The following is a 22,419-nucleotide window of genomic DNA, read 5'->3' as shown; positions in this document are numbered from 1 at the left end:
GATTTAATTGCCTAATTGTAATTGATTTTTAACGAGCTCAAAATAATTCCCTTTTTGCTCCACTAAAGCCGAATGATTTCCTATTTCGATGATTTTTCCTTTGTCTAAAACTACGATTTGATCCGCATTCATTACTGTGCTTAATCGATGCGCGATGACTATTACTGTTTTATCTTTAAAGAAAAGATCTAGTTTCTGCATAATTTCTTTTTCATTATTGGCATCCAAAGCAGATGTTGCTTCATCAAAAAATAATATTTCAGGATTTTTATAAACTGCTCTGGCAATTAGCAAACGCTGTTTTTGTCCTGTGCTCATTCCTGTTCCTTCTGCACCAATTTTAGTATTATAACCAAGTGGCAAACCGCTAACATATTCTTTAATATTAGCCACATCCGCAGCATAAACCAATCGCTCCTTATCGACTTTATCCACACCAATGGCAATATTATTAGCAATGGTATCACTAAAAATAAAACCTTCCTGCATTACAGCTCCAATATTTGATCTCCACGCTTTTTGCGAAATATTTTTCAATTGCGCATTACCAATATTGATTTCTCCTTTTTCAGGTTCATAAAATTTAAGCAGCAATTTCATCAAAGTGGTTTTACCGCTTCCGCTGACACCTACTATTGCGGTTACTTTATTGGCAGGAATATTCAGGCTTAAATTATCCAATACAGGAATATCAGATCCTAAATATCGATACGAAAGATTTTTTATATCAATATCTGAATCATACGGCACATCGCTTGTCTGATGTTCTTCCTGTTGTGTTTCATCTTCTTTTTCATGAATTTCAGATAATCTTGCCAATGAAATCTTAGCGTCCTGAAGTTCTCTCACAAATTCTATAAGTTGTGTTATTGGTCCGTTTAAACTTCCTACGATTGAACTTATCGCTAACATCATTCCCAACGTTATAGAACCATCAATAACCAGTTTTGCAGAAAGGAATATGATGAAAATATTTTTTAACTCATTGATTACAGAGGAACCAATAGTTTGGGTTTGTTCTAAAACTAATCCTTTTATAGAAACCCTGAACAATCTTGCCTGAACATATTCCCAGCCCCAGCGTTTTTGTTTTTCGGCATTATGGAGTTTAATTTCCTGCATACCGTTAATAAGTTCCATTACTTTACTCTGTTCTTGGGAAACCTCAGCAAAGCGCTTATAATCCAGCACTTCTCTTCTTTTCAAAAATAAAGTAATCCATCCGAAGTAAAGTAGGCTTCCTGCAAAAAACACAAAAAATATCTGCAGGTTGAAATAGGCTAAAACTCCTCCCATTACAAACATATTAATTACAGAGAACAGCACATTTAATGATGATGTTGTCAGGATTTTTTCGATTCTGCGATGATCATTTATACGCTGCATGATATCTCCGGTCATTCTCACATCAAAAAACGAAATAGGCAGATTCATTAATTTAATAAAAAAATCAGAAATAAGCGAAATGTTTATTCTTGTAGAAAGATGTAATAATATCCAGCTTCTTATGAGTTCTAAGCCTGTTCTTCCGGCAAAGAGAAATAACTGGGCAAAAAGAATGAGATAAATAAAATGAATGTTTTGGTTTTGTATTCCAACATCAACAATACTTTGGGTTAAGAAAGGGAAAATTAGCTGAATCAAACTACTCGCTAATAAACCTATACTCAGTTGTGTTAAAAATGATTTGTACCGCAATACATATTGTGACAGCAACTTAAAGCCTAATCCTTTATTTTCCTCTTTATCAAATTCTGACTGAAAAAACTTGGGCGAAGCTTCCATCAATAAGGCGATTCCTTCCTGAGTTGCATCATCGGCATTATTGCCTATCCAGAATTTAAGAAAATCCCGTTTATTATATTCGATTAACCCAAAAGCAGGATCAGATATATAATATGTATTTTTTTTAATTTTATAAAGTACGACGTAGTGATTTTTATTCCAATGCAAAACACAAGGCAAAGGTGCCTCGTTTAATCTTTCAAGATTTAATTTTACTCCTAAAGTCCTGAAACCAATTTTCTCTGCCGCATCGCTTAAAAAAAGCAAATTACTTCCTTCACGAGTTGTTTCACTAATGTCTCGCAACTCCTGAATCTGGATTGTTTTACCGTAATGTTTGGCAATTATTTTTAAACATGTCGGACCGCAATCTTTATGATCTGCCTGTTTGTAATTGGTAAATTTCTTCAATTTATTATGTTTAATTCTAGTGCAATTTAACATTATAATTCTGATGCCATCAAAAAAAATAAAAAATACAGAGTAAAATATTCTCTATGAAAATATTTAGCAATAAAGTCAAAATTACAAAATTGGTCACTAACTAAAAATTAGTGGTGTCAATATATTCATTTATAAGTTATCATCATTCTTTTACTTCTTTTTATAAAAGCCAATTTTGTACGTCTTTAAAAACACTATCCCAATGATAACTACTCTCAAGTTCGTTACCATTTTTATCAAATTCTTTTTTATTATAATTATGATCCAAATCTGGATAAACAAACATTGTTAACTTATTTTTTCTCAATAAAAAGTGAAGTAAATCATTATTTAATGAACCAATATCCTCTGTACCATAAGTAACAAGAATAGGCTTTTTAAATTGTAATAAACTCTCATACGACAGTACACTATTGTAACTCATTCTATTGTATACTTCATAGTCATTTTTATATTGTTCAATATTTAGAGGTATACTTTTAAAACTATTGATATCTTGTTCAATTTCTTTTTGAATCAAACTATCTGAAGATGTAGATAAGGTTTCTATCCTGGATTTTAAAATGTATTCAGCTATTCTATTAAACGGATTGGCTGACATACACACTAGCTTAGCTATTTTTCTATTCTTTTCAGAAAGTTGAGCCGCTACTCTATATCCTTCTGAATGACCAATAACAAATATGGAATCTTTTTGTACCCATTTCTGTTTATAAAGGTAGTTAAGAACAGATTGGGCTTGAAATGTTCTATATTTTAAATTGTCATTTTTAATAAATTCAATTGGTATTTGTCCTTTTTTATTTAAAAACCCTTCAGTATCTTTTTCATATGAACCCACTAATGGAATTCCATATCTGGCAATAATAATAAAATTAAATTTTTTTAAATATTCTTCAATTTCAAAAGGAAACGCTGTAACACTTGCCCCTGTTGAATCATGAAAAATTATGGGTTTTGCTAATGATCCTTGTAAAAATAGAATTGTTGGTTTTGGTGTCTTTTTATCCGTATTTGTGGTGAGAATAGAAATGGTATCTTTTTTTGATATAATATTTATTTTATAAAAACCATTTTGATCAATATATTTACTCTCTTCATTTTGAGAAAATAAATTTAAATGGATTAAAAAGAATAGAGTAGACAGTAATTTTATTTTAAAAAGCATATTGTTCTAATTCATTTATAATTTGATAGTAATTTAAAGCTTCTTTTAATTCTTTAATAATTTCTGATGGTAGTTCTTTTAAAAGTTTACCCTTTCAAAAGTAGGAAAAACATTATTTTTAATCCTACAAATGAAAATTAAAATAAAAAAAACTTCACAATCTTTTAAGAAATAAAAATGTATTAGTTTAATTCTTTTAAGATGGAATGAAAATTTAATATAAGCCAGAAAAGAAAAGGATTTACATAAAAGGAAATGGCAGATATGCTCGCTATGAGCAAACTACTTTGTTCTAAATAGAATGGGGATATCTCGAATAAGAGAAAATGAATGATTAATTTTTGTCAAAATTTTAGATAAGATATTGACGAACTTAAAAATATTCTTCTCAAAAAACAATTAAAAAAGGAATTGTAAAAATAAATTAAACTTAATAAAAGTTTAAAGCATAAAAAAACAGAGAAGATTTACATCTTCTCTGTTCAGGTATTTAAGACCATATTTATTAGAAATACAATTTCTGTAGGACATGGCACTGGTTAACCCTAACCAATTAAAATCAACTCAGTGACCAATTTCCTAAGAATCCCTACACCAATCATCAATGTTGGGAAATTTGCTCAATGTTCCACGATCGAGCGCCTACAAATTAAAAAAAACATGACTAAATTCTAAAAAAGGCTATTTTGTACTTCTATTAAAACGGTTAAAAATTAACAACAAAGGCGACTTGTTTCACAAATACCTGCTAATGTATTTACAGGGCAGGTTCCGCCTACGGGTATTAAAACACAACCAGCTTCAATTGCATAAATCCAACATTCAGGAATTCCTCCCTTAATCGTTTTTTGCTCAATTTTACTTATATGTTGTGCATCTTCTAAATTCAAAATATTCTTTAACATCTATATATTTACTACAATTAAATTCTATTCAAACGGAAACTTACAATTTCCGGTACTTCCTTCGCTCAAACCCGGAATCGATCCGTCAGGGCAATAGGCAAAACATGATGCACTACTCGACACATTTCCTCTAACACAAAAGCAATGACAAGTAGATGGCGGAATTGGCTGTCCTCCTTGTATAACTTTTTGCTCATGTGAACTTAATAAATGAGCTCCTTCGAGGTTTAAGATATTTTTTATCATGATAATTAGTTTTTGATATTTTTACTCCTTCATTAATCTTTTCTCAAAACAACAATACTGCTTAACTCAATCTATAAAATCCTGAAACTAGGCTGTTTTTTCAAGAACCTGGGTTTCCTTTTCTTCTATATAATCGTTTAGAAAATATTTTAATTCGCTTAATTCATATTCTAGAGGAAATATTCTTTCATTTACAATTTTAACCGGTGTATAATTAAAATTATTTTTAGAACACCATTCATATTGCTTTTGTATTTCCTGATTGATCATCATATTTACGGAATCAACATGCCACTTTTTCAACCATTTTTTTAAGCCTATTTTTTTAATATGCCAGTCAGATATCGCTTCAACCGTTTTTCCTGGTGTTGCTCTATTTATGATTAAAAGTCTTTCGACAACTGCTTTATATGGATTCTCGGCATTTTCAGGATTAATATTGAATAAAACGCTTAAATAAATCTTGTCTGGAAATCTTAATACCAAATCAAATGCTTCCTGAAATGTTTTATGGCAATGATCGCAACTCGGACTAATAATAATCGAAAGCTTTACTGCTGCATTTCTATTTCCAAAATTCAAGCCTCTCAAATCTTCAAATCCACTTGTGTAAGGAACTTTTTTTGATAAGAAATCCAATAAAGAGTAGTTTCGTTTAAACTTTTTCATCTCTTTTAAAGAATTCTCGTTCCCTAAAATATTTTTTATCATGGTTTTTAAAATGGACCAGATCGGGAAAAGAAGAACTACAGACAATAAGAATGGAAAAACATTCTCAAAACTAAAACTCAACGTAAACAAATCTGATGCAAACCAAATAACACTTTGTGCAACAATCAAAGCCGAAACAGCCAAACACATTACACACCATTTTTGAATTTCAAATTTTTGAATCCAAATTGATGATACAATTACCGGTATCGCCAATAAACTTAAAAACCCAACAAAAATAGCCGACTCTAAAGGCGCAATTAAAATAGCTATCAAACTTGATCCAAAGAAAATAAGCGGTAAATCTGAAAAATTTATCCATTTATCTCCTATTACTTCGTTACCGTTTATTACTGAACTGCAAGAAGAATTTGAACTTAGATTACAAAATCTTGAAATAATACTATTTTTAAAACCTAGTTTTTCCTGAACAATAAAAACACTTACTAAAAATCCTAAAATTGATGTCGCTAAAAAAACAACACTAAATAGGTTATAAGTATTATAAAAAAAAGATAACCCAACTAATAACAAAAGTGGCAAAGTATATTTTAACCAACTAGACTCTACTTTTAAATTATCTCTTGCAATTACATTATTAGGTTCTATTGCAACTATTACTCCATTCCAATCCAAAAGAAACTTTTCATAGGGCATTTTTATACTTCCCTTTTTTATTGTATTAATACGAACAAAGTTTTTTGCCTTTTCTACTAATATTAATTCTTCTTTAAAATAGGCTAAAAAGTTCGAAGGCAAATCTACTATTTGTTCTTTCGAAACTCGTACCGCAGCATTCTCTACAGAAAGCAAATCCAAAGAATCTGTTATCGCAAATAAGCTTGGATAATTAGGATGAGAAAGGAACAAATCTTTAAACTCATTTTTAATTTCCGAGTACCTATTTATTTGTAGAAATTTTTGGACAAGTTTTAACATCTTTTCGGATCTTTAAAATCATAATTACAATGCAAATATTGGTGTTTTTATTGATAAAAAAGTGCTCTAAGCATACAATTTATTAATTATACTACATACAATTTATAAATTATATCAGTCTGAATAAAAACACAAACACCTGAAAAACAATAATTTAACTCGTTTTTTTATTCTCCATAGTTGCAAAAACCCTAATCTCGATTAAGCGTTTTGCTTTTTGTCTAGTTTTGATAAATCAATAAACCTAATTTGTAAAAACATGAAAAATACCACATTAAAATTCGAAGATTTTGAATTAGAAAAGTTATCAAGAATGCAACAAAAAACAGTTAAAGGAGGTGACGATCCAACTGAACCAAGTATCCAAACTGGCAAAGGTGCCACTCGTCCATAATTATTTTCACAGTAAAAATTATGTTCAAAAACTTGAAAAGTTTCATAAAACAATTTGAAAACTGGTCAAAAATCTCAAACACACTATCTTAAATCACTGGTAATTTTCAAGTATAAGTGTATACTTTTAAATAATAATTCCATTAAAAATTAAAAAATGTCAAATCATAAATTAACTATCAGCGATTTTGAAACTGAAAAATTATCAAAAGATCAGGAAAAAACAGTTTGTGGAGGTGATGTAGATCCAACTATTGGAGCAGGTAAAGGAATTAGTTAAACTATAAATATAAAAAACATGAAAAATTATAAAATAAAATTAGAAGACTTTGAAACTGAAAAATTATCACAAACTCAACAAAAAGCAGTTCGCGGAGGTGATGGTGATGAACCCGAAGTCGATCCAACGATAAAAGACGGAAAAGGAGCTGGTAATCACTAATTAAAAAGCAGTTTTTTAATATTAAATATTATTCGCAAATTGAGCTGGAGATACTCCAGTTCTTTTGCGAAATGATTTAGCAAAAGATACTGCATTTTTAAACCCGACACTTTCAGCAATAGCCTGAGTAGAATATTTACGATACATATGATTGGTAATCATTTCATTAATCACATAATTAATCTTAAGCTCATTAGAGTATTCTCCAAATGATTTACCAAATCGTTTATTAACTATATAAGATAAATAAGTCGTATTTGTTTTTATCTTTTTAGCCACATACGACAAAGTAAAATCGGCATTTAAATATTCGTGTTTACTTTCAAGAGCCAGTAATTTTTCGACTATTTTATTTTCTTTTGCTTCATCAATACTTAAATTGACATTTTCTTTTTTAAGCAGAATTTCTTCCTGTTCTTCTTCCTCAATCAAAACTTCTTGTAGTTCAACAGGAACTTTCTTCTCTAAATTGGCTTTGAATTCTTCAATTAAAGCATTCATCTTTTTATGTGCTTTGTTTTTATCCCGAATATTTTTAATTAACAAAAAGACAATTGTAACAAATAAAACAACATAAAAAACTTTCAGAGCTTTATTTAAAAAAACCTCATATTTATATTTTTCCTGAATAGTAACCATTTCCTCAGTTAAATCACCTACTCCAAGTTTGTAATTTACTTCTAAAATCTGATCATTTAATTTTGTTTCGGATTTTTCATAATTATCCAAATAAATTTTTGAATGCTTATACGCTAAATCAGGTTCTTTGAGGATATTGTAAATCTTTGCCTGATAGTAATTTGACTTTAAATAATCTACTCCATTCGTTTTAGTTATTGAACCAATTGAATCAGATTTTTTAAAAAAAACTAATGCTTTATCATATTTTTTTGTAGAATAATATACATCTCCCAAATTGTAATTTGCAGAAGACAGCATGTCTTGCATATTATTTTGATTTGCTAAAAATATAATATCATAATATGTTTTCTCAGCGTTGACATAATCTTTTTTCCAGCTATAGATATTACCTAGACTTAATTTAGCAACTATTTTATTATCTGTAAAATTTTTAGAATAACTAATTGTTCGTTTATAGAAATATTCCGAAGAATCCAGCAGGTTTTTTTTGGTCAGGTTCTTTGCATAATAATTCTCATACGAACCCGCCAAACTTAAGTTGATATTACTCTTAGTATTTAAAAATTGCTCTTTTGTATAAAAGCTTTCATTTTTATCCACAAAATCATTAATCTGTCTTAGATTTTTAATCGCTAATCGATAGTTACCTACAGCATTATTTATGGAAGCTATGTTGTTTTTAAATTTTACAATTTGAATAACATCTCCAATTTGTGCAGAAAGCTTCATTCCTTCCTGATAATTTTCTAAAGCTTTACTAAAATTACTTCTTTTCCACTCAGTCAATCCGGCATAATTATACAAATAAGTTCTAAGCTGAATTTTATCGCGCGAATCTGGTATTTTATTTAAATAATCAATTGCAAGCTTATATTTTTCTTTTGATTGAATAGTATTTCCTCTTAATTGAAATAGATATGACATGGCTCCATTCGAAAAGGCAAGATGCTTATAATTATGGGAATTTGCCATTTTATTGGCATATACAAAAGCACTATCAACATTTACATTAATATTTAATCGAATCTTATCTTGTAAAATTAAGTACTCCTGCTCTGTTAAGGCACTTTTTTGTTGAGCAAATGCATTATTCAGAACAAAAAAGAGTAAAAAAGAGATGATCAGCCTCATTCATTTTGTTTTTGGAATCTCAAAAATAGCTTATAAATTTTCAATAAACTAAAATAAATTTGCATTTATACTATTTTTCTTCTTTCATGGTTATTAAAATATAACATTTTAACATTGTTTTGTTATATTTTTATTCCGTAAATTTGTTTTGTAAAACTATCAAAAATGAAACCAGACCTATTTCAAGCTCCAGATTACTATAACCTAGACGATTTATTGACAGACGAACATAAATTAGTTCGCGAATCAGCACGTGCGTGGGTAAAAAGAGAAGTTTCTCCTATTATAGAAGAATATGCTCAAAAAGCAGAATTTCCTAAACAAATTATTAAAGGACTTGGAGAAATTGGTGGTTTTGGACCCTACATTCCTGTTGAATATGGAGGTGCAGGTTTAGACCAAATTTCATACGGCTTGATTATGCAGGAAATCGAACGCGGAGATTCTGGCGTAAGATCAACCTCATCTGTTCAGTCATCTTTAGTAATGTATCCTATATGGAAATACGGAAACGAAGAACAACGAATGAAATATTTACCAAAACTGGCAACGGGAGAATTTATGGGATGTTTTGGTCTAACCGAACCCGATCATGGTTCTGATCCGGGAAGTATGATTACCAATTTTAAAGATAAAGGGGATCATTATCTTTTAAATGGTGCAAAAATGTGGATTTCAAATGCCCCTTTTGCAGATATTGCTGTTGTTTGGGCAAAAGATGAATCAGGACGAATTCACGGATTAATTGTAGAGCGCGGTATGGAAGGCTTTACTACTCCTGAAACCCATAATAAATGGTCGCTTCGTGCCTCATCAACCGGAGAATTAATTTTTGACAATGTAAAAGTGCCTAAAGAAAACCTCCTGCCTAATAAATCAGGATTAGGAGCGCCACTTGGCTGCTTAGATTCTGCTCGTTACGGAATCGCCTGGGGAGCAATTGGTGCAGCGATGGATTGTTATGATACAGCTTTAAGATATGCTAAAGAAAGAATTCAGTTTGGAAAACCAATTGGAGGAACTCAATTACAGCAGAAAAAACTCGCAGAAATGATTACCGAAATTACAAAAGCACAATTATTAACCTGGCGTTTAGGTGTTTTGCGTAACGAAGGAAAAGCAACTACGGCACAAATCTCAATGGCAAAACGTAACAATGTTGATATGGCAATTCATATTGCCCGCGAAGCCAGACAAATGCTAGGCGGAATGGGAATTACAGGAGAATATTCTATCATGCGCCATATGATGAATCTGGAAAGTGTTATCACTTATGAAGGAACTCACGACATACATTTACTGATTACAGGAATGGATGTAACTGGAATTCCAGCATTTAAATAACAAACAACTATTAAAATATATACAAAATCAATATGAAAAGCTTCTTGTTATCAAGAAGCTTTTTATCTTTGCAAAAAAATACGCAAATGAATATTGAAACTATACACAATAGCATTCAACCTCAAAAAGATCAACTTTTACAACATTCCTTATACAATAAAATCCAAAGCATTGATGATTTGCATCGTTTTTTAGAAAGTCATGTTTTTGCGGTTTGGGATTTTATGTCATTATTAAAAGCTTTACAAGCTAAACTTACCTGTACAACAACACCTTGGTTTGCTACAAAAAATCCTGAAACAAGATATTTAATCAATGAAATTGTTCTTGCCGAAGAAACAGATTTAACAATCGACGGAAGAAGACAAAGTCATTATGAAATGTATCTTGAAGCAATGGAAGATTGTGGTGCCGACACCAACGGAATCAACAATTTTTTAGCTGAAGTAAATTCTCTTCATAATATTTTTGTTGCCATAAAACAAAGTTCATTACACGCAGATATAAAAGCCTTTTTAGATTTTACTTTTAGAGTGATCGAACAAGGAAAACCGCATGAAATTGCTGCTGCATTTACTTTTGGGAGAGAAGATTTGATTCCGAGTATGTTTACTGCAATATTGAAAAACTTTCAAAAAAATCTTCCCGATACAGATTTAAGCAAATTGCTTTATTATTTTGAAAGACATATCGAATTAGATGCTGATGAACACGGACCAATGGCAATGCAAATGATCTCTGATTTGTGTGAAGATGATGCTCAAAAATGGAAAGAAGTCGAAGAAATTTCAATTCTTGCATTAGAAAAACGAATTGGACTTTGGAATGCCATCGAAGAACAAATTATAATGAAAACCGAAATGGTATAAAAACCGAAATAAGTTATTTAACGTAACTATTTGTTTAGAATGAACCGAAACTTAATTTACCTAAATTATGAACCCACATTTCAAACAAATAGTTATTGTTATCCTTTCCATATTCCTTTTAAGCTGCAGCTCTGATGAAACAAAGTCAGAAATCGCTGTTACTCCGGATCCTATTATTCCGCCAGTAACACAAGTTCCTCCTACCAATACAATTTCAAAAACTGTCAATTATTTAGCTTTAGGAGATAGTTATACAATAGGTCAAAGCGTTTGCGAAACCTGTCGTTATCCTGAACAATTAAAAGCAAGCCTAAAAGCAATTTATCCGCAAACTAACTTTTCATTAAAAGTAATTGCTACAACCGGCTGGACAACGACTAATTTAATTTCGGCAATCAATAATCAGAGTTTAGAGGCTAATTATGATTTAGTTACTCTTTTAATTGGCGTAAACAATCAATATCAGGGAAAGAATTTTTCAATTTATGAAAACGAATTTCCGGAATTGGTCAACAAAGCAATTACTCTGGCAAAGGGCGATAAGAAAAATGTAATTGTAATTTCAATTCCAGATTATGCCTATACCCCTTTTGGAACTATTCAAATGCAAGGTCAGGGAACAAGAATTTCAACCGAAATTGCGCAATACAATACTTTTGCAGAGAATTACTGCAAAGAAAACGGCGTAGTTTTCGTTTCAATAACTGATATTACACAAAAGGGAATTGAAAGTCCGGGTTTAGTTGCGGGAGATGGTCTACATCCTTCAAAACAAGCGTATACTTTGTTTACTGAGCGTATTTTACCAAAAGTAAAAATGGTTTTGCAAGATTAGGCATTCCTGAAAATTACAATTATAACAATGCAAGTTTCACCGCTAAAAGAATTATCTCCTTACATCAAACATTATCTTTTTTTAGATAATGCATCAAGTGATATCCAGAAACTTCGCCTATTTTCTGACGGTAATACCGGGATGGTGTTTTCTTTAAAAAACAAACTTATCTCAGACATCAGCAATTATAAAGTAAAAAATTATTTACCTAATTCGTTTTTGTACGGACAACTCAATGGTTTCAAAGATATTTATTCTGATCAGGAGATTTCTCTGGTAATTGTTGTTTTTCAGCCTAACGGAATACATCAGTTATTAGGAATTCCTGCTAATGAATTTCAGGATTCCATTATTTCTATTGATGCTATTTCAGGCTTAGATGCTTTACTTCTTCAGGAACAATTATTGGAACAAAATAATGAAGGAAAAATGCAACTTCTAAATCAGTTTTTTAGAAAACTTGCAAATAAAAAATCGATTCCAAATCATTTACTAATAAACCGTTCCTTAGATTTCATTATAGTAAATAAGGGACTTTTCTCTGTAAAACAATTGGTTGAGTATACCGGTTATACCGAAAGGCATCTGGAAAGAAAATTTAAAGAATGCGTTGGTTTAAATCCTAAGAAATTTGGCAACGTTATAAGACTGCATTATTTTCTCAAACTATTAAAAAATAAATCTGAATCAACTAATTTGACTATAATTTCTTATGAGGCGGGATTTTCAGATCAATCTCATTTGATAAAAGAATTTAGAAAACATACCGGAATTTCTCCAAGAGAATATTTATTTAATACCGGAAAACTAGCCAATAACCTTATAAAAACTTCTCCTTCAGTTTTACTTTAAAATGTCGGTTTTATACAATTTATAGATTTTCCTGAACGCTAATTTTGATTCTCATTAAAAGTGTATCATATGAAAAATCTAAAAATAGCCACAGCTCAGTTCGAGAATAAAAGCGGCGACAAAAACTATAATTTATCTGTAATAGAAAAACTTTCGCAAAAGGCATCAAATGACGGTTGCGATGTTATTTCGTTTCACGAATGTTCGATAACAGGCTATACTTTTGCCAGACATTTATCGAAAGTACAAATGCTGGACCTCGCAGAAATTATTCCCACAGGAGAAAGCATTTTAAAACTTACTGAAATTGCCAAAAACTATGACATTATCATATTAGCAGGTCTTTTTGAGAAAGACGAAAATGATACTTTATTCAAAGCTTATGTTTGCGTTGACAAAAATGGATTGATTGCAAAATACAGGAAACTTCATCCGTTTATAAATCCATATTTAACACCCGGAGATTGTTACTGCATTTTTGAAATCAAAGGCTGGAAATGCGGAATTTTAATTTGCTACGACAATAATATTATCGAAAATGTCAGAGCCACAAAACTTTTGGGAGCTGATATCATTTTCATGCCACATGTTACAATGTGCACGCCTTCGACGCGACCTGGTGCAGGTTTTGTTGCACCTCAACTTTGGAAAAACCGAGAAGCTGATCCAACATCGTTAAGACTGGAATTTGACGGAATGAAAGGTCGCGACTGGTTAATGAAATGGCTGCCGGCACGAGCTTATGATAATGCCATTTATGCCGTTTTTTCAAACCCGATTGGTATGGATGATGACCAACTAAAAAATGGCTGTTCGATGATTGTGGATCCTTTTGGAGATATAATTGCTGAATGCCGTTCTTTCGACGACTCTTTTGCAACCGCGATAATTACTCCGGAAAAAAATATTCAGGCTGGAGGAAACCGCTACATAAAAGCTAGAAGACCAGAATTATACCGAGATATTATTGGGCAAAATCACGAATCTGAACAAAATGTCGTTTGGCTGAACTCTGATAAAAAAAGTTAAAAGCAATAATTTATCAGGCTTTACGCTAACGAAAGATTTATCTTTACAGGATTCATTAATCTAGAGAATACAACACAATAATGGAATTTTTTAAAACTACAAATGAAGATATCGATGCAGTTTTCGATATTTATAACGAAGCAACATCTTATCAAAAAACAGTCAATAACAAAAGCTGGAGAGGTTTTGAAAAAGCACTTATCGAAAAGGAAATTGCTGAAAATCGTCATTTTATAATCAAAGAAGGAAATGAAGTTGCCTGTACATTTGTACTTACTTTTGATGATGTAATTATTTGGAAAGAAGCCAGTGCAGATCCTGCAATATATCTTCATAGAATTGCCACGAATCCAAAATTTAGAGGACAATCGTATGTCAAAAAAATTATTGAATGGGCTAAAACTTACGCCAAAGAAAACGGTAAACAATACATCAGGCTTGACACGCATAGCGGCAACGAAAGAATAAACAAATACTACACCAGCTGTGGTTTCGATTACAAAGGCATCAGCACGATAGAATGGACAAGCGAATTACCGGAACATTATAAAGAAGGTTCTTTTAGTTTGTTTGAGATTAAACTTTAGGAACTTTAATTAAAAAACGAAACCCTTTGCGAAAAATCATTCACAAAGGGTTCATCAAAATAATCAATGTTTTTTACAAAACTGCCAATTTCTTTGCTTGTTCCTGAGCGTTGATGTTTTTTGGATTCAGTTCAAATGCTCGTTTATAATTTTTAATGGCTTCTTTTTTGTTTCCTAAACCAGCCAATGTTTCTGCATAACTATCATAAGTGTTTCCGCTTTCCGGATAAAGATCTGTATTTAGTTTAAAGATTTTCAATGCTTCGTTTTGTTTGCCTTCTGCTAACAATTTATATCCAAAATCATTCAAATCGTTTTCACTTAAATTAAATGCTGCATTATTCTTTTTAAGGCTTTCAGCAATTTTTAAGGGATTTTTATAATTTTGAACTATCAATTCCTTTCTTAACTTTTTTACTGTAGGCGATAATCCAAAACCGTTAGATTCTTTCATATCAGGAATATAAAAACCTGCAATTTCATCCATAAACCACTCCGGATTTGCTCCCTGAAGATTTGTAAGAACAATTATAGAAAGATCATCTTTTGGGTAAACAAAAAATGCAGATCGCATTCCGCCAATAGGTCCAACTGCCGGATGTTCTTCTCTTGTAACTGTTGGCCAACCAATTGCATATCCGTTTACAAGTTTATTAAATCCTCCCACACGCCCATTATTTCGAACTGCCGGTTGCCACAGCAAATCTAAACTTGATTTGTGTTTTAATAATACTCCATTTTGTAATGCTATAATCCATTGTGCAATTTCATCAGATGTAGTAATTATTCCTGTACATGTTCTAAAAAATTCCGGAAATTTAGCATAACTGCTTCTTACCTTATCAGTAGTAATCCATCTGCCGTCAACAATATCCTGAGTTGTGTAAGCTCCGGCCGAATTTGGAATAATATCATTAGAATCTCCAAAACGGGTTTGTTTCATTCCAACTACTTTAAACTGACGATCTTCAATAAATTTAGTAAAATGCATACCGCTTACTTTATTAATAATTCGACCAATAATCACATAACCTGTCTGATTGTAGCGAAAACGATCTCCTGTATTAAATTCCATTGGTAATGTTTTTACCTTTTCCCAAGAACCATTTTCAGTATCTGCCAATAAATTTTCTTTATAATCGATAATATTTGGAAGTCCGGAAATATTAGCAAACAATTGTTTCATACTCAAACCTTTCCAGGCAGCTGGCAAATCATCTAAATATTTTGAAATAGAATCATTGATATTTAGTTTTCCCTCTTCCTGAAGCTGCATCACTGCTACACCCACAAATGCCTTTGTACATGAATTAATAGAAAACATATTTTGATTTGTTGCCATAACTGAGTTTTCGATATTAGCAATTCCGTAGCTATTACTTTTTACGATTTTTCCGTGTTGAACAACGGCAATTTGTAGAGCCGGAATATGAAGTTTTTCCATTTTATTTTTTAGAAAGACATCTATACTATCTGTATTTTGCTTGCTTTGAGAATTAACTGCAAGACTTACTAAACTAATTAAAATAGGTATTACTAAAGATTTAGAAAAATTTATTTTCATGATTGTGATTGATTTAAAATTTTGATTGATGATTGATTACCTGCAAAATCATTTTTACTTTTTAGTCCTCTTGTAAATCTGATAATTCAGGCATTTAAATCAAGACGACTTTATAACCAAAATGCTACATGCTTTTTATTTTTTTTTTAATTTAAATCTAAAACCATCACAAAATCAGACAAAGGAGAATCTAAAAATCTTTCTGTCTAAATTTAAGTTACAGAAAAAAATAAGAAAAAACTTAACTAAATAATTGTTCTATTTGAGCATTTCCGCCTCTTAAAAATTATAAATTCAGTTATTATATTTTAAAGTAAGACATTTAATTCAGTTAGATTATATTTGGATAAATGCGTGCGAAAACATGAGTGAAAAAAAGATTATTCCGCTTGATAAAAATATTTTTCCTGAACGGAATAAAGCAAATCATAATGATGAATTGCTATTTGTTAATAAAAGACTCGCAGAGCAAATTGAAGTGCGAAAAAAGCGCGCAGCAGAACTAATTATTGCGAATAAGGAACTAGCCTATCAAAATAAAGAGAAAGGAAAACGTGCTGCCGAATTAGTTATTGCAAATACTGAACTTGCTTATCAAAATCAGGAAAAAGAAGATCGTGCCGCGGAACTGGTTATTGCCAATACTGAACTTACTTTTCAGAATAAAGAAAAAGAAAAACGCGCTGCCGAATTAGTGATCGCAAATACTGAACTTGCCTATCAAAATCAGGAAAAAGAAAATCGTGCTGCTGAACTGGTTATCGCCAATGCTGAACTTACTTTTCAGAATAAAGAAAAAGAAAAACGCGCCGCCGAATTGGTAATCGCAAATACAGAACTTGCCTATCAAAATCAGGAAAAGGAAGATCGCGCATCAGAACTTGTAATTGCTAATAAAGAACTGACTTTTCAGAACAAGGAAAAAGAAAAACGCGCTGCTGAACTGGTAATTGCTAATATGGAGCTTGCCTATCAAAATCAGGAAAAGGAAGATCGGGCAGCTGAACTTCTTATCGCAAACGCTGAACTTACTTTTCAAAATAATGAAAAAGAAAAACGCGCTGCCGAATTGGTGATTGCAAATACTGAACTTGCTTATCAAAATCAGGAAAAAGAAAATCGCGCATCAGAACTTGTTATTGCTAATAAAGAACTGACTTTTCAGAACAAGGAAAAAGAAAAACGCGCCGTTGAACTGCTTATCGCTAATATGGAGCTGGAATATCAAAATAATGAAAAAGAAGATCGGGCTGCTGAACTTATTATCGCAAATGCTGAACTTACTTTTCAAAATAATGAAAAAGAAAAACGTGCTGCCGAATTAATTCTTGCAAACAAAGAACTTGAAGCTTTTACTTACATCTCGAGTCATCATTTACAGGAACCGTTAAGGAAAATACAAGTTTTTTCAGATCGAATTTCAACAGATGAACACCATAATTTAACCGAAAAAGGAACGTACTATTTTGATCGCATACAAGTTGCTGCTTTTCATATGCAGGCACTTATAAATGATTTACTGAATTACTCCAGAACAAGTGTAACAGAAAAGAAATTTGAAAACGTAAGCCTTAATGATATTATTAATAAGGTTCTGGAGGATTTAAAAGAAGAAATAAAAACAAAAAAAGCAACAATCGAAATCTCCGGAGATTGTAAAGCACATATTATTTCGTCGCAATTTCACCAATTAATATATAATCTAATAAGTAATTCGCTAAAATTTACAGCAAAAGAAAAAGCACCACATATAAAAATAGAAAGTCTTTATACAAAACCCAAAACGAAAAATTCACTTTCAGCTAATTATTGTCATATTATTATTAGTGATAATGGTATTGGATTTGATTCGCAATTTGAAAGTCGTGTTTTCGAAATGTTTCAACAGCTTAACAACAAAAATGATTATAAAGGCACAGGAATTGGTCTTGCAATTGTAAAAAAGATTGTAGAAAACCACAACGGAATTATAAAAGCAACCGGTAAACATGGTCAGGGAGCAAAATTTGATATTTATATTCCTGTAGTATAAAATTGCAAACCGTATCTTACAAAAACAAGCCTGTTTTTTACTAAAATCTGTTTTTCTCTAAAATTTTAAATATCTTTGATCTATGAGCGCAACAACAAAACCATATCATATAGGGCGAAAAATAAGCCGTATTCGTGAACTTAAAGACATGAAACAAGAAGCACTTGCACAGGCTTTGGGAACAAATCAGCAAGCAATTTCGGCTATGGAAAACAGTGAAAACATAGACGAAGAGAAACTTAAAGAAGTAGCAAAAGCACTTGGAATGACTGTTGAAGCCATTAAAAATTTTTCGGAAGAGGCCGTAATTAATTATTTTAATAATATTTACGATAACGAAATTAATGGAAGTATTGTTGCACCTCAGTCTAATCATTGTTCATTCAATCCTCTTGATAAAGTTGTCGAACTTTACGAACGTTTAGTACAAGTTGAAAAAGATAAAAATGAATATTTGGAGAAATTATTAAAAGGGAAATAAATAGCCTTTTATAAAACATAAATTTACACCAAAAGAGATCTCACATTTGAGATCTCTTTTTTGTTTTGTTTTTTAAAGCTAGTGCAAATTTAAAAGATATTTACAGTAAGAAATAATATTAATGACTGAAACATTAATTTTAGTCATTAATATTATCTCAAAGACATTAGCTTCATTTATTTTTAATTTTATCTTCTAAATGTTTCAATTCTTCGAGATCGTGTTCATCTGCTTTTTTGGCATCTAATTGTTTACGTTGCTTATGAAATGCATCATAAATAGCATCCACTTTTTCTTCCATCTGTAAATGAGTTACTTTTCCTTTGTGAGTCAGAACTTCTTTATCATTAAACTCTATAATTCTGTCAACATTTGTTTTCCAGAAACTCATTGTAATATCTTGTTTGTTTTTTGCTCTCAATTCAGCAGTTTCAAGAAATACAACTACAAAACGATTTAGTGTGTCTATTTCATCAACGGTAAGATAATTTTTTGCTATATAAATATCCTGTTTACGTACAATATTTCCTTTCCAGTTTGTTAATGACATATTTGGCTCATCAGCATTGGCACGTGAAACAATTATTTCAGCAGCTGTTTTTCCTGTAATGGCGTATAGCATTTTATTTTGTGTATCTGCAAAAAACATTTGGGTAGCTTTATCTGTTGCGTCATAGTCACTGCTTAAAGTAAATAAATCACGAACTTTTTGATAAAATCTTTTTTCAGAGGCCCGAATATCCCTAATACGTTCGAGTAATTCATCAAAGTAATCAGATCTTCCGTTAGGGTTTTTAAGGCGTTCATCATCTATTACAAAACCCTTAATCATATATTCCTGCAGATTTTGATTTGCCCACTGTCTAAACTGAGTTCCTCTTTTACCTCTCACTCTAAAACCAATTGCCAAAATCATAGCCAAGGAATAAAATGTAACATTATACTTTTTACCATCAGAGGCAGTTGTCAAGTAATCCTTTACAACTGATTTCTTATCTAACTCCTTCTCTTTTAAGATATTTACAACATGCAAACTTATATTTTGCTTAGAGGTGTCAAAAAGTTCTGCCAGTTGATTTTGGTTCATCCATACATCTCCATCTTTAGCAAGAAGAATGACATTAGCCCTTCCATCAGCAGTATTGTAAAAAATAAATTCTTGTTTTTCCATCTTAAAAAGAAGTTTTTATATTGGGGATATTACAACAGATTTGCTAATTGGAGAAAGTTAATAAAAAAACCCCGAAATAGATTTCGAGGTTTGGTATTATTTAAGTTCAAAAATTTGCAGAGAGGATGGGATTCGAACCCACGATACAGTTACCCATATACTAGCTTTCCAGGCTAGCTCCTTCAACCACTCGGACACCTCTCTAAATTGGGTTTGCAAATAACATAAAAAAAACTGACTTAGAAAAACAAATCAGGGATTAGTTTAGAAGAGTTTTGATTGTATTGGTAAATTTTATTTTTCGCCACGAATTTCACTAATTTTCACTAATTTTTTATGAACAGCAACAGATTAATATTTATTCGTGGAAATTCGGGAAATTCGTGGCAAAATTTTCTTTACATGCTTTTTCTAAATTCTTCCATAAATAGTTTTACAGCCTTTTTTTGATAGGCGCCTTCGATCGTTAACATAAACGATTCTCTTTGAGTGGGAACTCCGGTAATTGCGATGGCTTTTAAATTATCCCAGCCTTTTAGTGCTTTCTCGGTTACAATTGTAACCCAATTACTTTCTTCTACTAATTGCAAAAGGGCGTGAACTGCATTTAATTCAATTGAAACTTTAGGTTTCATATTATTTTTCAAAAACAATTCGTCGAGAAATTCTCTGGAACTAAATCCTCTTACGGGTAATATAAGCGGATAATCGCCTATTTTTTTAAAAGAAATTTTATCCAAAACTGCCAAAGGATGTGTTTTTGAAACAGCCATAACCAGATTTGAAGTAAATAAGGGAATTTTCTGAATCGTTTCTTTTATTTCTTTGGATGAAATTACCAAAACCAAATCTAATTCGTTATTCAGTAATTTATTTTCCAGAGGTTCTGTTGAGCCGTATTCTACTACGATTCTCAAATTTGGATACGTTTTTGCAAACATGTTGACGATTGGCAAAACCAAAAGTCCAAAAATATAGGTTACGCCTATTCGTAATTCACCGCCAATCATGTCGTTCAAATCGTCGATTGCCTGTTTGCCGCTTTGTACATTTTCGATGATTTGTTTGGCATGAATCAGGAAAACAGATCCTGCTTCGGTAAGTTGAACTTTCTTGCCAATCTTTATAAACAAAGGCATTCCGAGTTCTTCCTCCAGCTTTTTCATTTGTTGAGATAAGCCGGATTGCGTTACAAAACACAACTCTGCAGCTTTAGTAAAATGAAGTACCTCAGCAGTTTTAATAAAATATTGTAATTGATAAATTTCCATATTGATAAGTTTAAATACTTATTATCAGTAAAATTATTAATTTTTCTAATGAAATCATAATCCCGAACTTTGTAAAAAATAGTAGAAATCATGTTTAAAGCGCTAAGATCAAAAAACTTCAAATTATTCTTTTACGGACAATCAGTTTCTGTAGTTGGAACCTGGCTTCAAAAAACAGCCGTGAGTTGGATGGTTTATAGCGTGACAGGTTCTGTTTTTTTATTGGGGTTAACCACTTTTTTAAGTATGATTCCATCTTTGTTTCTTGCGCCCTTGGCAGGAAGTATTATTGGGCGTTATGATAAACACCGCGCCATGATTTTATTACAATCCTTAGCGATGCTTCAGGCTGGAGCTTTGGCTTTGCTGATTTACTTAAAAATTTACAACATCAATTTTATTTTGGCTTTAAGCCTTATTCAGGGAATCATCAATGCTTTTGATATGACGTGTCGTCAAACCATGATGATTGATATTGTAGATAATAAGGAAGATTTGCCAAACGCCGTAGCTTTGAACTCGACTCTAAACAATTTTGCCCGAATTGCGGGACCTGCTCTTGCCGGAATTATTTTGCACAATTACGGTGAAGACATTTGTTTTATAGGGAACTTTTTAAGCTACATTCCGGTGTTGGTTTCTTTATTGATGATGAAAATTACGCCGCATATCAAAGCAACTGATAAGTTTAAAATGTTAGAAGATTTTATTGAAGGCCTGGATTACGTTAAAAAAGAAACCGAAATGGCAAAAATGCTTTTAATGTTGATGTGCAGCAGTTTATTTGTGATTTCGTTTAATACTTTAATGCCCGTTTTTGCCAAAGATATTTTTAGCGGAAATGCCCAAACTTTCAGCTGGTTTGAAAGTGCTGCGGGAATTGGCTCTATTTTGTCGGCTATTTATCTGGCGAATCTTAAAAGATCAGATAATATGGGTAAAATAATGATCGCTGCGAGTCTATTATTAGGCTTTAGCATCATTATACTTGCTTATTCAAACAGTTTAACGGTTGCACTTATATGCATGGCTTTGAGCGGCGTAGGAATGATGGCGCAAACCTCATCAATCAATATTTACATTCAGACGCAAAGTATTGTGAACATGAGATCCCGCAGTATTAGTTATTATTTAATGGCATATCAGGGAATGATTCCTGTGGGAAGTTTAATTATTGGCTATGTTTCACACATCATAGGAACCCGAAATACGGTTGCTATTCAGGGAATAATATGTATAATTTCTGTAATTGTTTATGTGTATTACAAAAGCCAAAAAGCAGTTGAAGAAGATTTAGAAACTTGTGAGATTCCATATAGAAATTCCAAATTTTAAAGTTTAAGCCATATAAGTTATATAAGAAATTACAAGAAAAATCACAATACTATGAATCATGGATTAAAATCCATCTCTACAATATGATTTGTTCCTACGGAACTCTTTGTAAAATATCAGTTGAATTGCCTCCAGCTTTAGCTGGAGGTTTATTTATAGGTTTAACATTGGCTTTAGCCTAAATGAATTTTGGCTAAAGCCAATAATCGTTCTTTACTCCAGCTCCTCCAGCTAAAGCAGGAG

The 22,419-nt window shown here is 31.6% G+C and carries 21 protein-coding genes and 1 tRNA gene; 12 read left to right on the top strand and 10 right to left on the bottom strand.

The window, feature by feature from the left end; translation table 11 throughout:
• Positions 1–3: 3 nt before the first annotated feature.
• The 5 genes from ACHRVX_RS09310 to ACHRVX_RS09290 all read right to left on the bottom strand — a co-directional run bounded on the left by ACHRVX_RS09310 (position 4) and on the right by ACHRVX_RS09290 (position 6,198).
• On the bottom strand, positions 4–2,196 hold the full coding sequence (locus ACHRVX_RS09310) for a peptidase domain-containing ABC transporter (protein ID WP_395331505.1): 2,193 nt from the start codon (positions 2,194–2,196) through the stop codon (positions 4–6).
• Between the two features lie 193 nt (positions 2,197–2,389).
• Positions 2,390–3,397 (bottom strand): hypothetical protein, encoded by a 1,008-nt coding sequence (locus ACHRVX_RS09305; protein ID WP_395331503.1) that lies wholly within the window; start codon positions 3,395–3,397, stop codon positions 2,390–2,392.
• Between the two features lie 713 nt (positions 3,398–4,110).
• Positions 4,111–4,302, bottom strand: coding sequence for a hypothetical protein (locus tag ACHRVX_RS09300; RefSeq protein WP_395331501.1), 192 nt, complete (start codon positions 4,300–4,302; stop codon positions 4,111–4,113).
• A 24-nt stretch (positions 4,303–4,326) separates the two neighbouring features.
• The gene (locus tag ACHRVX_RS09295; RefSeq protein ID WP_395331499.1) at positions 4,327–4,548 is read right to left on the bottom strand and encodes a hypothetical protein; all 222 of its coding nucleotides are present in this window, start codon (positions 4,546–4,548) and stop codon (positions 4,327–4,329) included.
• An 87-nt stretch (positions 4,549–4,635) separates the two neighbouring features.
• Positions 4,636–6,198 carry a vitamin K epoxide reductase family protein gene (locus tag ACHRVX_RS09290; RefSeq protein WP_395331497.1) on the bottom strand — a complete coding sequence of 521 codons (1,563 nt, stop codon included), beginning with the start codon at positions 6,196–6,198 and terminating at the stop codon, positions 4,636–4,638.
• Positions 6,199–6,457: 259 nt separating this feature from the next.
• On the opposite strand from ACHRVX_RS09290, the gene ACHRVX_RS09285 reads away from it, so the two are divergent.
• The 3 genes from ACHRVX_RS09285 (at position 6,458) to ACHRVX_RS09275 (ending at position 7,033) form a co-directional block, all read left to right on the top strand.
• Positions 6,458–6,592 (top strand): rSAM-modified peptide, encoded by a 135-nt coding sequence (locus ACHRVX_RS09285; RefSeq protein WP_395331495.1) that lies wholly within the window; start codon positions 6,458–6,460, stop codon positions 6,590–6,592.
• A gap of 156 nt (positions 6,593–6,748) precedes the next feature.
• Entirely contained in the window at positions 6,749–6,871 is a 123-nt protein-coding gene (locus tag ACHRVX_RS09280; protein ID WP_395331493.1) for an rSAM-modified peptide, read from the top strand.
• 18 nt (positions 6,872–6,889) lie between these two features.
• Complete coding sequence (locus ACHRVX_RS09275; RefSeq protein ID WP_395331491.1) at positions 6,890–7,033, top strand: rSAM-modified peptide; 144 nt, start codon at positions 6,890–6,892, stop codon at positions 7,031–7,033.
• A 21-nt stretch (positions 7,034–7,054) separates the two neighbouring features.
• Here the strand turns inward: ACHRVX_RS09275 and ACHRVX_RS09270 are convergent, their stop codons facing one another.
• Positions 7,055–7,312 (bottom strand): helix-turn-helix domain-containing protein, encoded by a 258-nt coding sequence (locus ACHRVX_RS09270; protein ID WP_395331631.1) that lies wholly within the window; start codon positions 7,310–7,312, stop codon positions 7,055–7,057.
• Between the two features lie 1,659 nt (positions 7,313–8,971).
• On the opposite strand from ACHRVX_RS09270, the gene ACHRVX_RS09265 reads away from it, so the two are divergent.
• The 6 genes from ACHRVX_RS09265 (at position 8,972) to ACHRVX_RS09240 (ending at position 14,322) form a co-directional block, all read left to right on the top strand.
• A complete protein-coding gene (locus ACHRVX_RS09265) occupies positions 8,972–10,150 on the top strand; it encodes an acyl-CoA dehydrogenase family protein (RefSeq protein ID WP_065451550.1) in 1,179 nt (392 codons plus the stop codon).
• 86 nt (positions 10,151–10,236) lie between these two features.
• Complete coding sequence (locus tag ACHRVX_RS09260; RefSeq protein WP_395331489.1) at positions 10,237–11,019, top strand: DUF3050 domain-containing protein; 783 nt, start codon at positions 10,237–10,239, stop codon at positions 11,017–11,019.
• Positions 11,020–11,086: 67 nt separating this feature from the next.
• Positions 11,087–11,854 carry an SGNH/GDSL hydrolase family protein gene (locus ACHRVX_RS09255; protein ID WP_395331487.1) on the top strand — a complete coding sequence of 256 codons (768 nt, stop codon included), beginning with the start codon at positions 11,087–11,089 and terminating at the stop codon, positions 11,852–11,854.
• Positions 11,855–11,881: 27 nt separating this feature from the next.
• A complete protein-coding gene (locus ACHRVX_RS09250; protein ID WP_395331485.1) occupies positions 11,882–12,706 on the top strand; it encodes a DUF6597 domain-containing transcriptional factor in 825 nt (274 codons plus the stop codon).
• 69 nt (positions 12,707–12,775) lie between these two features.
• Complete coding sequence (locus ACHRVX_RS09245; protein ID WP_395331483.1) at positions 12,776–13,735, top strand: nitrilase family protein; 960 nt, start codon at positions 12,776–12,778, stop codon at positions 13,733–13,735.
• An 80-nt stretch (positions 13,736–13,815) separates the two neighbouring features.
• Positions 13,816–14,322 (top strand): GNAT family N-acetyltransferase, encoded by a 507-nt coding sequence (locus ACHRVX_RS09240; protein ID WP_395331481.1) that lies wholly within the window; start codon positions 13,816–13,818, stop codon positions 14,320–14,322.
• A gap of 73 nt (positions 14,323–14,395) precedes the next feature.
• Here the strand turns inward: ACHRVX_RS09240 and ACHRVX_RS09235 are convergent, their stop codons facing one another.
• The gene (locus ACHRVX_RS09235) at positions 14,396–15,886 is read right to left on the bottom strand and encodes a serine hydrolase (protein WP_395331479.1); all 1,491 of its coding nucleotides are present in this window, start codon (positions 15,884–15,886) and stop codon (positions 14,396–14,398) included.
• Positions 15,887–16,250: 364 nt separating this feature from the next.
• On the opposite strand from ACHRVX_RS09235, the gene ACHRVX_RS09230 reads away from it, so the two are divergent.
• Positions 16,251–17,918, top strand: a complete 1,668-nt coding sequence (locus ACHRVX_RS09230) for an ATP-binding protein (RefSeq protein WP_395331477.1) — start codon at positions 16,251–16,253, stop codon at positions 17,916–17,918.
• Between the two features lie 82 nt (positions 17,919–18,000).
• Positions 18,001–18,399, top strand: a complete 399-nt coding sequence (locus ACHRVX_RS09225) for a helix-turn-helix domain-containing protein (RefSeq protein WP_395331475.1) — start codon at positions 18,001–18,003, stop codon at positions 18,397–18,399.
• 172 nt (positions 18,400–18,571) lie between these two features.
• Here the strand turns inward: ACHRVX_RS09225 and ACHRVX_RS09220 are convergent, their stop codons facing one another.
• From ACHRVX_RS09220 to ACHRVX_RS09210, 3 genes are all read right to left on the bottom strand, one after another.
• A complete protein-coding gene (locus ACHRVX_RS09220; RefSeq protein WP_395331473.1) occupies positions 18,572–19,570 on the bottom strand; it encodes a virulence RhuM family protein in 999 nt (332 codons plus the stop codon).
• 117 nt (positions 19,571–19,687) lie between these two features.
• A tRNA-Ser gene (locus tag ACHRVX_RS09215) sits at positions 19,688–19,774 on the bottom strand.
• 194 nt (positions 19,775–19,968) lie between these two features.
• The gene (locus ACHRVX_RS09210; RefSeq protein ID WP_395331471.1) at positions 19,969–20,841 is read right to left on the bottom strand and encodes a LysR substrate-binding domain-containing protein; all 873 of its coding nucleotides are present in this window, start codon (positions 20,839–20,841) and stop codon (positions 19,969–19,971) included.
• A gap of 90 nt (positions 20,842–20,931) precedes the next feature.
• On the opposite strand from ACHRVX_RS09210, the gene ACHRVX_RS09205 reads away from it, so the two are divergent.
• Positions 20,932–22,176 (top strand): MFS transporter, encoded by a 1,245-nt coding sequence (locus ACHRVX_RS09205; protein WP_395331469.1) that lies wholly within the window; start codon positions 20,932–20,934, stop codon positions 22,174–22,176.
• Positions 22,177–22,419: the final 243 nt, after the last annotated feature.

Origin of the sequence: Flavobacterium sp. FlaQc-47, from assembly GCF_044006475.1 — a bacterium.
Lineage (GTDB): Bacteria > Bacteroidota > Bacteroidia > Flavobacteriales > Flavobacteriaceae > Flavobacterium.
Note: the sequence above shows the minus strand (reverse complement) of the source record. Positions and strands in the feature narration are given on the sequence as shown.

Bases quoted from the DNA above. Each gene is read 5' to 3' on its own strand.
- ACHRVX_RS09305 (WP_395331503.1), bottom strand. From the start codon at position 3,397: ATGCTTTTTAAAATAAAATTACTGTCTACTCTATTCTTTTTAATCCAT.
- ACHRVX_RS09300 (WP_395331501.1), bottom strand. From the start codon at position 4,302: ATGTTAAAGAATATTTTGAATTTAGAAGATGCACAACATATAAGTAAA.
- ACHRVX_RS09295 (WP_395331499.1), bottom strand. From the start codon at position 4,548: ATGATAAAAAATATCTTAAACCTCGAAGGAGCTCATTTATTAAGTTCA.
- ACHRVX_RS09290 (WP_395331497.1), bottom strand. From the start codon at position 6,198: ATGTTAAAACTTGTCCAAAAATTTCTACAAATAAATAGGTACTCGGAA.
- ACHRVX_RS09285 (WP_395331495.1), top strand. From the start codon at position 6,458: ATGAAAAATACCACATTAAAATTCGAAGATTTTGAATTAGAAAAGTTA.
- ACHRVX_RS09280 (WP_395331493.1), top strand. From the start codon at position 6,749: ATGTCAAATCATAAATTAACTATCAGCGATTTTGAAACTGAAAAATTA.
- ACHRVX_RS09275 (WP_395331491.1), top strand. From the start codon at position 6,890: ATGAAAAATTATAAAATAAAATTAGAAGACTTTGAAACTGAAAAATTA.
- ACHRVX_RS09265 (WP_065451550.1), top strand. From the start codon at position 8,972: ATGAAACCAGACCTATTTCAAGCTCCAGATTACTATAACCTAGACGAT.
- ACHRVX_RS09260 (WP_395331489.1), top strand. From the start codon at position 10,237: ATGAATATTGAAACTATACACAATAGCATTCAACCTCAAAAAGATCAA.
- ACHRVX_RS09255 (WP_395331487.1), top strand. From the start codon at position 11,087: ATGAACCCACATTTCAAACAAATAGTTATTGTTATCCTTTCCATATTC.
- ACHRVX_RS09250 (WP_395331485.1), top strand. From the start codon at position 11,882: ATGCAAGTTTCACCGCTAAAAGAATTATCTCCTTACATCAAACATTAT.
- ACHRVX_RS09245 (WP_395331483.1), top strand. From the start codon at position 12,776: ATGAAAAATCTAAAAATAGCCACAGCTCAGTTCGAGAATAAAAGCGGC.
- ACHRVX_RS09240 (WP_395331481.1), top strand. From the start codon at position 13,816: ATGGAATTTTTTAAAACTACAAATGAAGATATCGATGCAGTTTTCGAT.
- ACHRVX_RS09235 (WP_395331479.1), bottom strand. From the start codon at position 15,886: ATGAAAATAAATTTTTCTAAATCTTTAGTAATACCTATTTTAATTAGT.
- ACHRVX_RS09230 (WP_395331477.1), top strand. From the start codon at position 16,251: ATGAGTGAAAAAAAGATTATTCCGCTTGATAAAAATATTTTTCCTGAA.
- ACHRVX_RS09225 (WP_395331475.1), top strand. From the start codon at position 18,001: ATGAGCGCAACAACAAAACCATATCATATAGGGCGAAAAATAAGCCGT.
- ACHRVX_RS09220 (WP_395331473.1), bottom strand. From the start codon at position 19,570: ATGGAAAAACAAGAATTTATTTTTTACAATACTGCTGATGGAAGGGCT.
- ACHRVX_RS09210 (WP_395331471.1), bottom strand. From the start codon at position 20,841: ATGGAAATTTATCAATTACAATATTTTATTAAAACTGCTGAGGTACTT.
- ACHRVX_RS09205 (WP_395331469.1), top strand. From the start codon at position 20,932: ATGTTTAAAGCGCTAAGATCAAAAAACTTCAAATTATTCTTTTACGGA.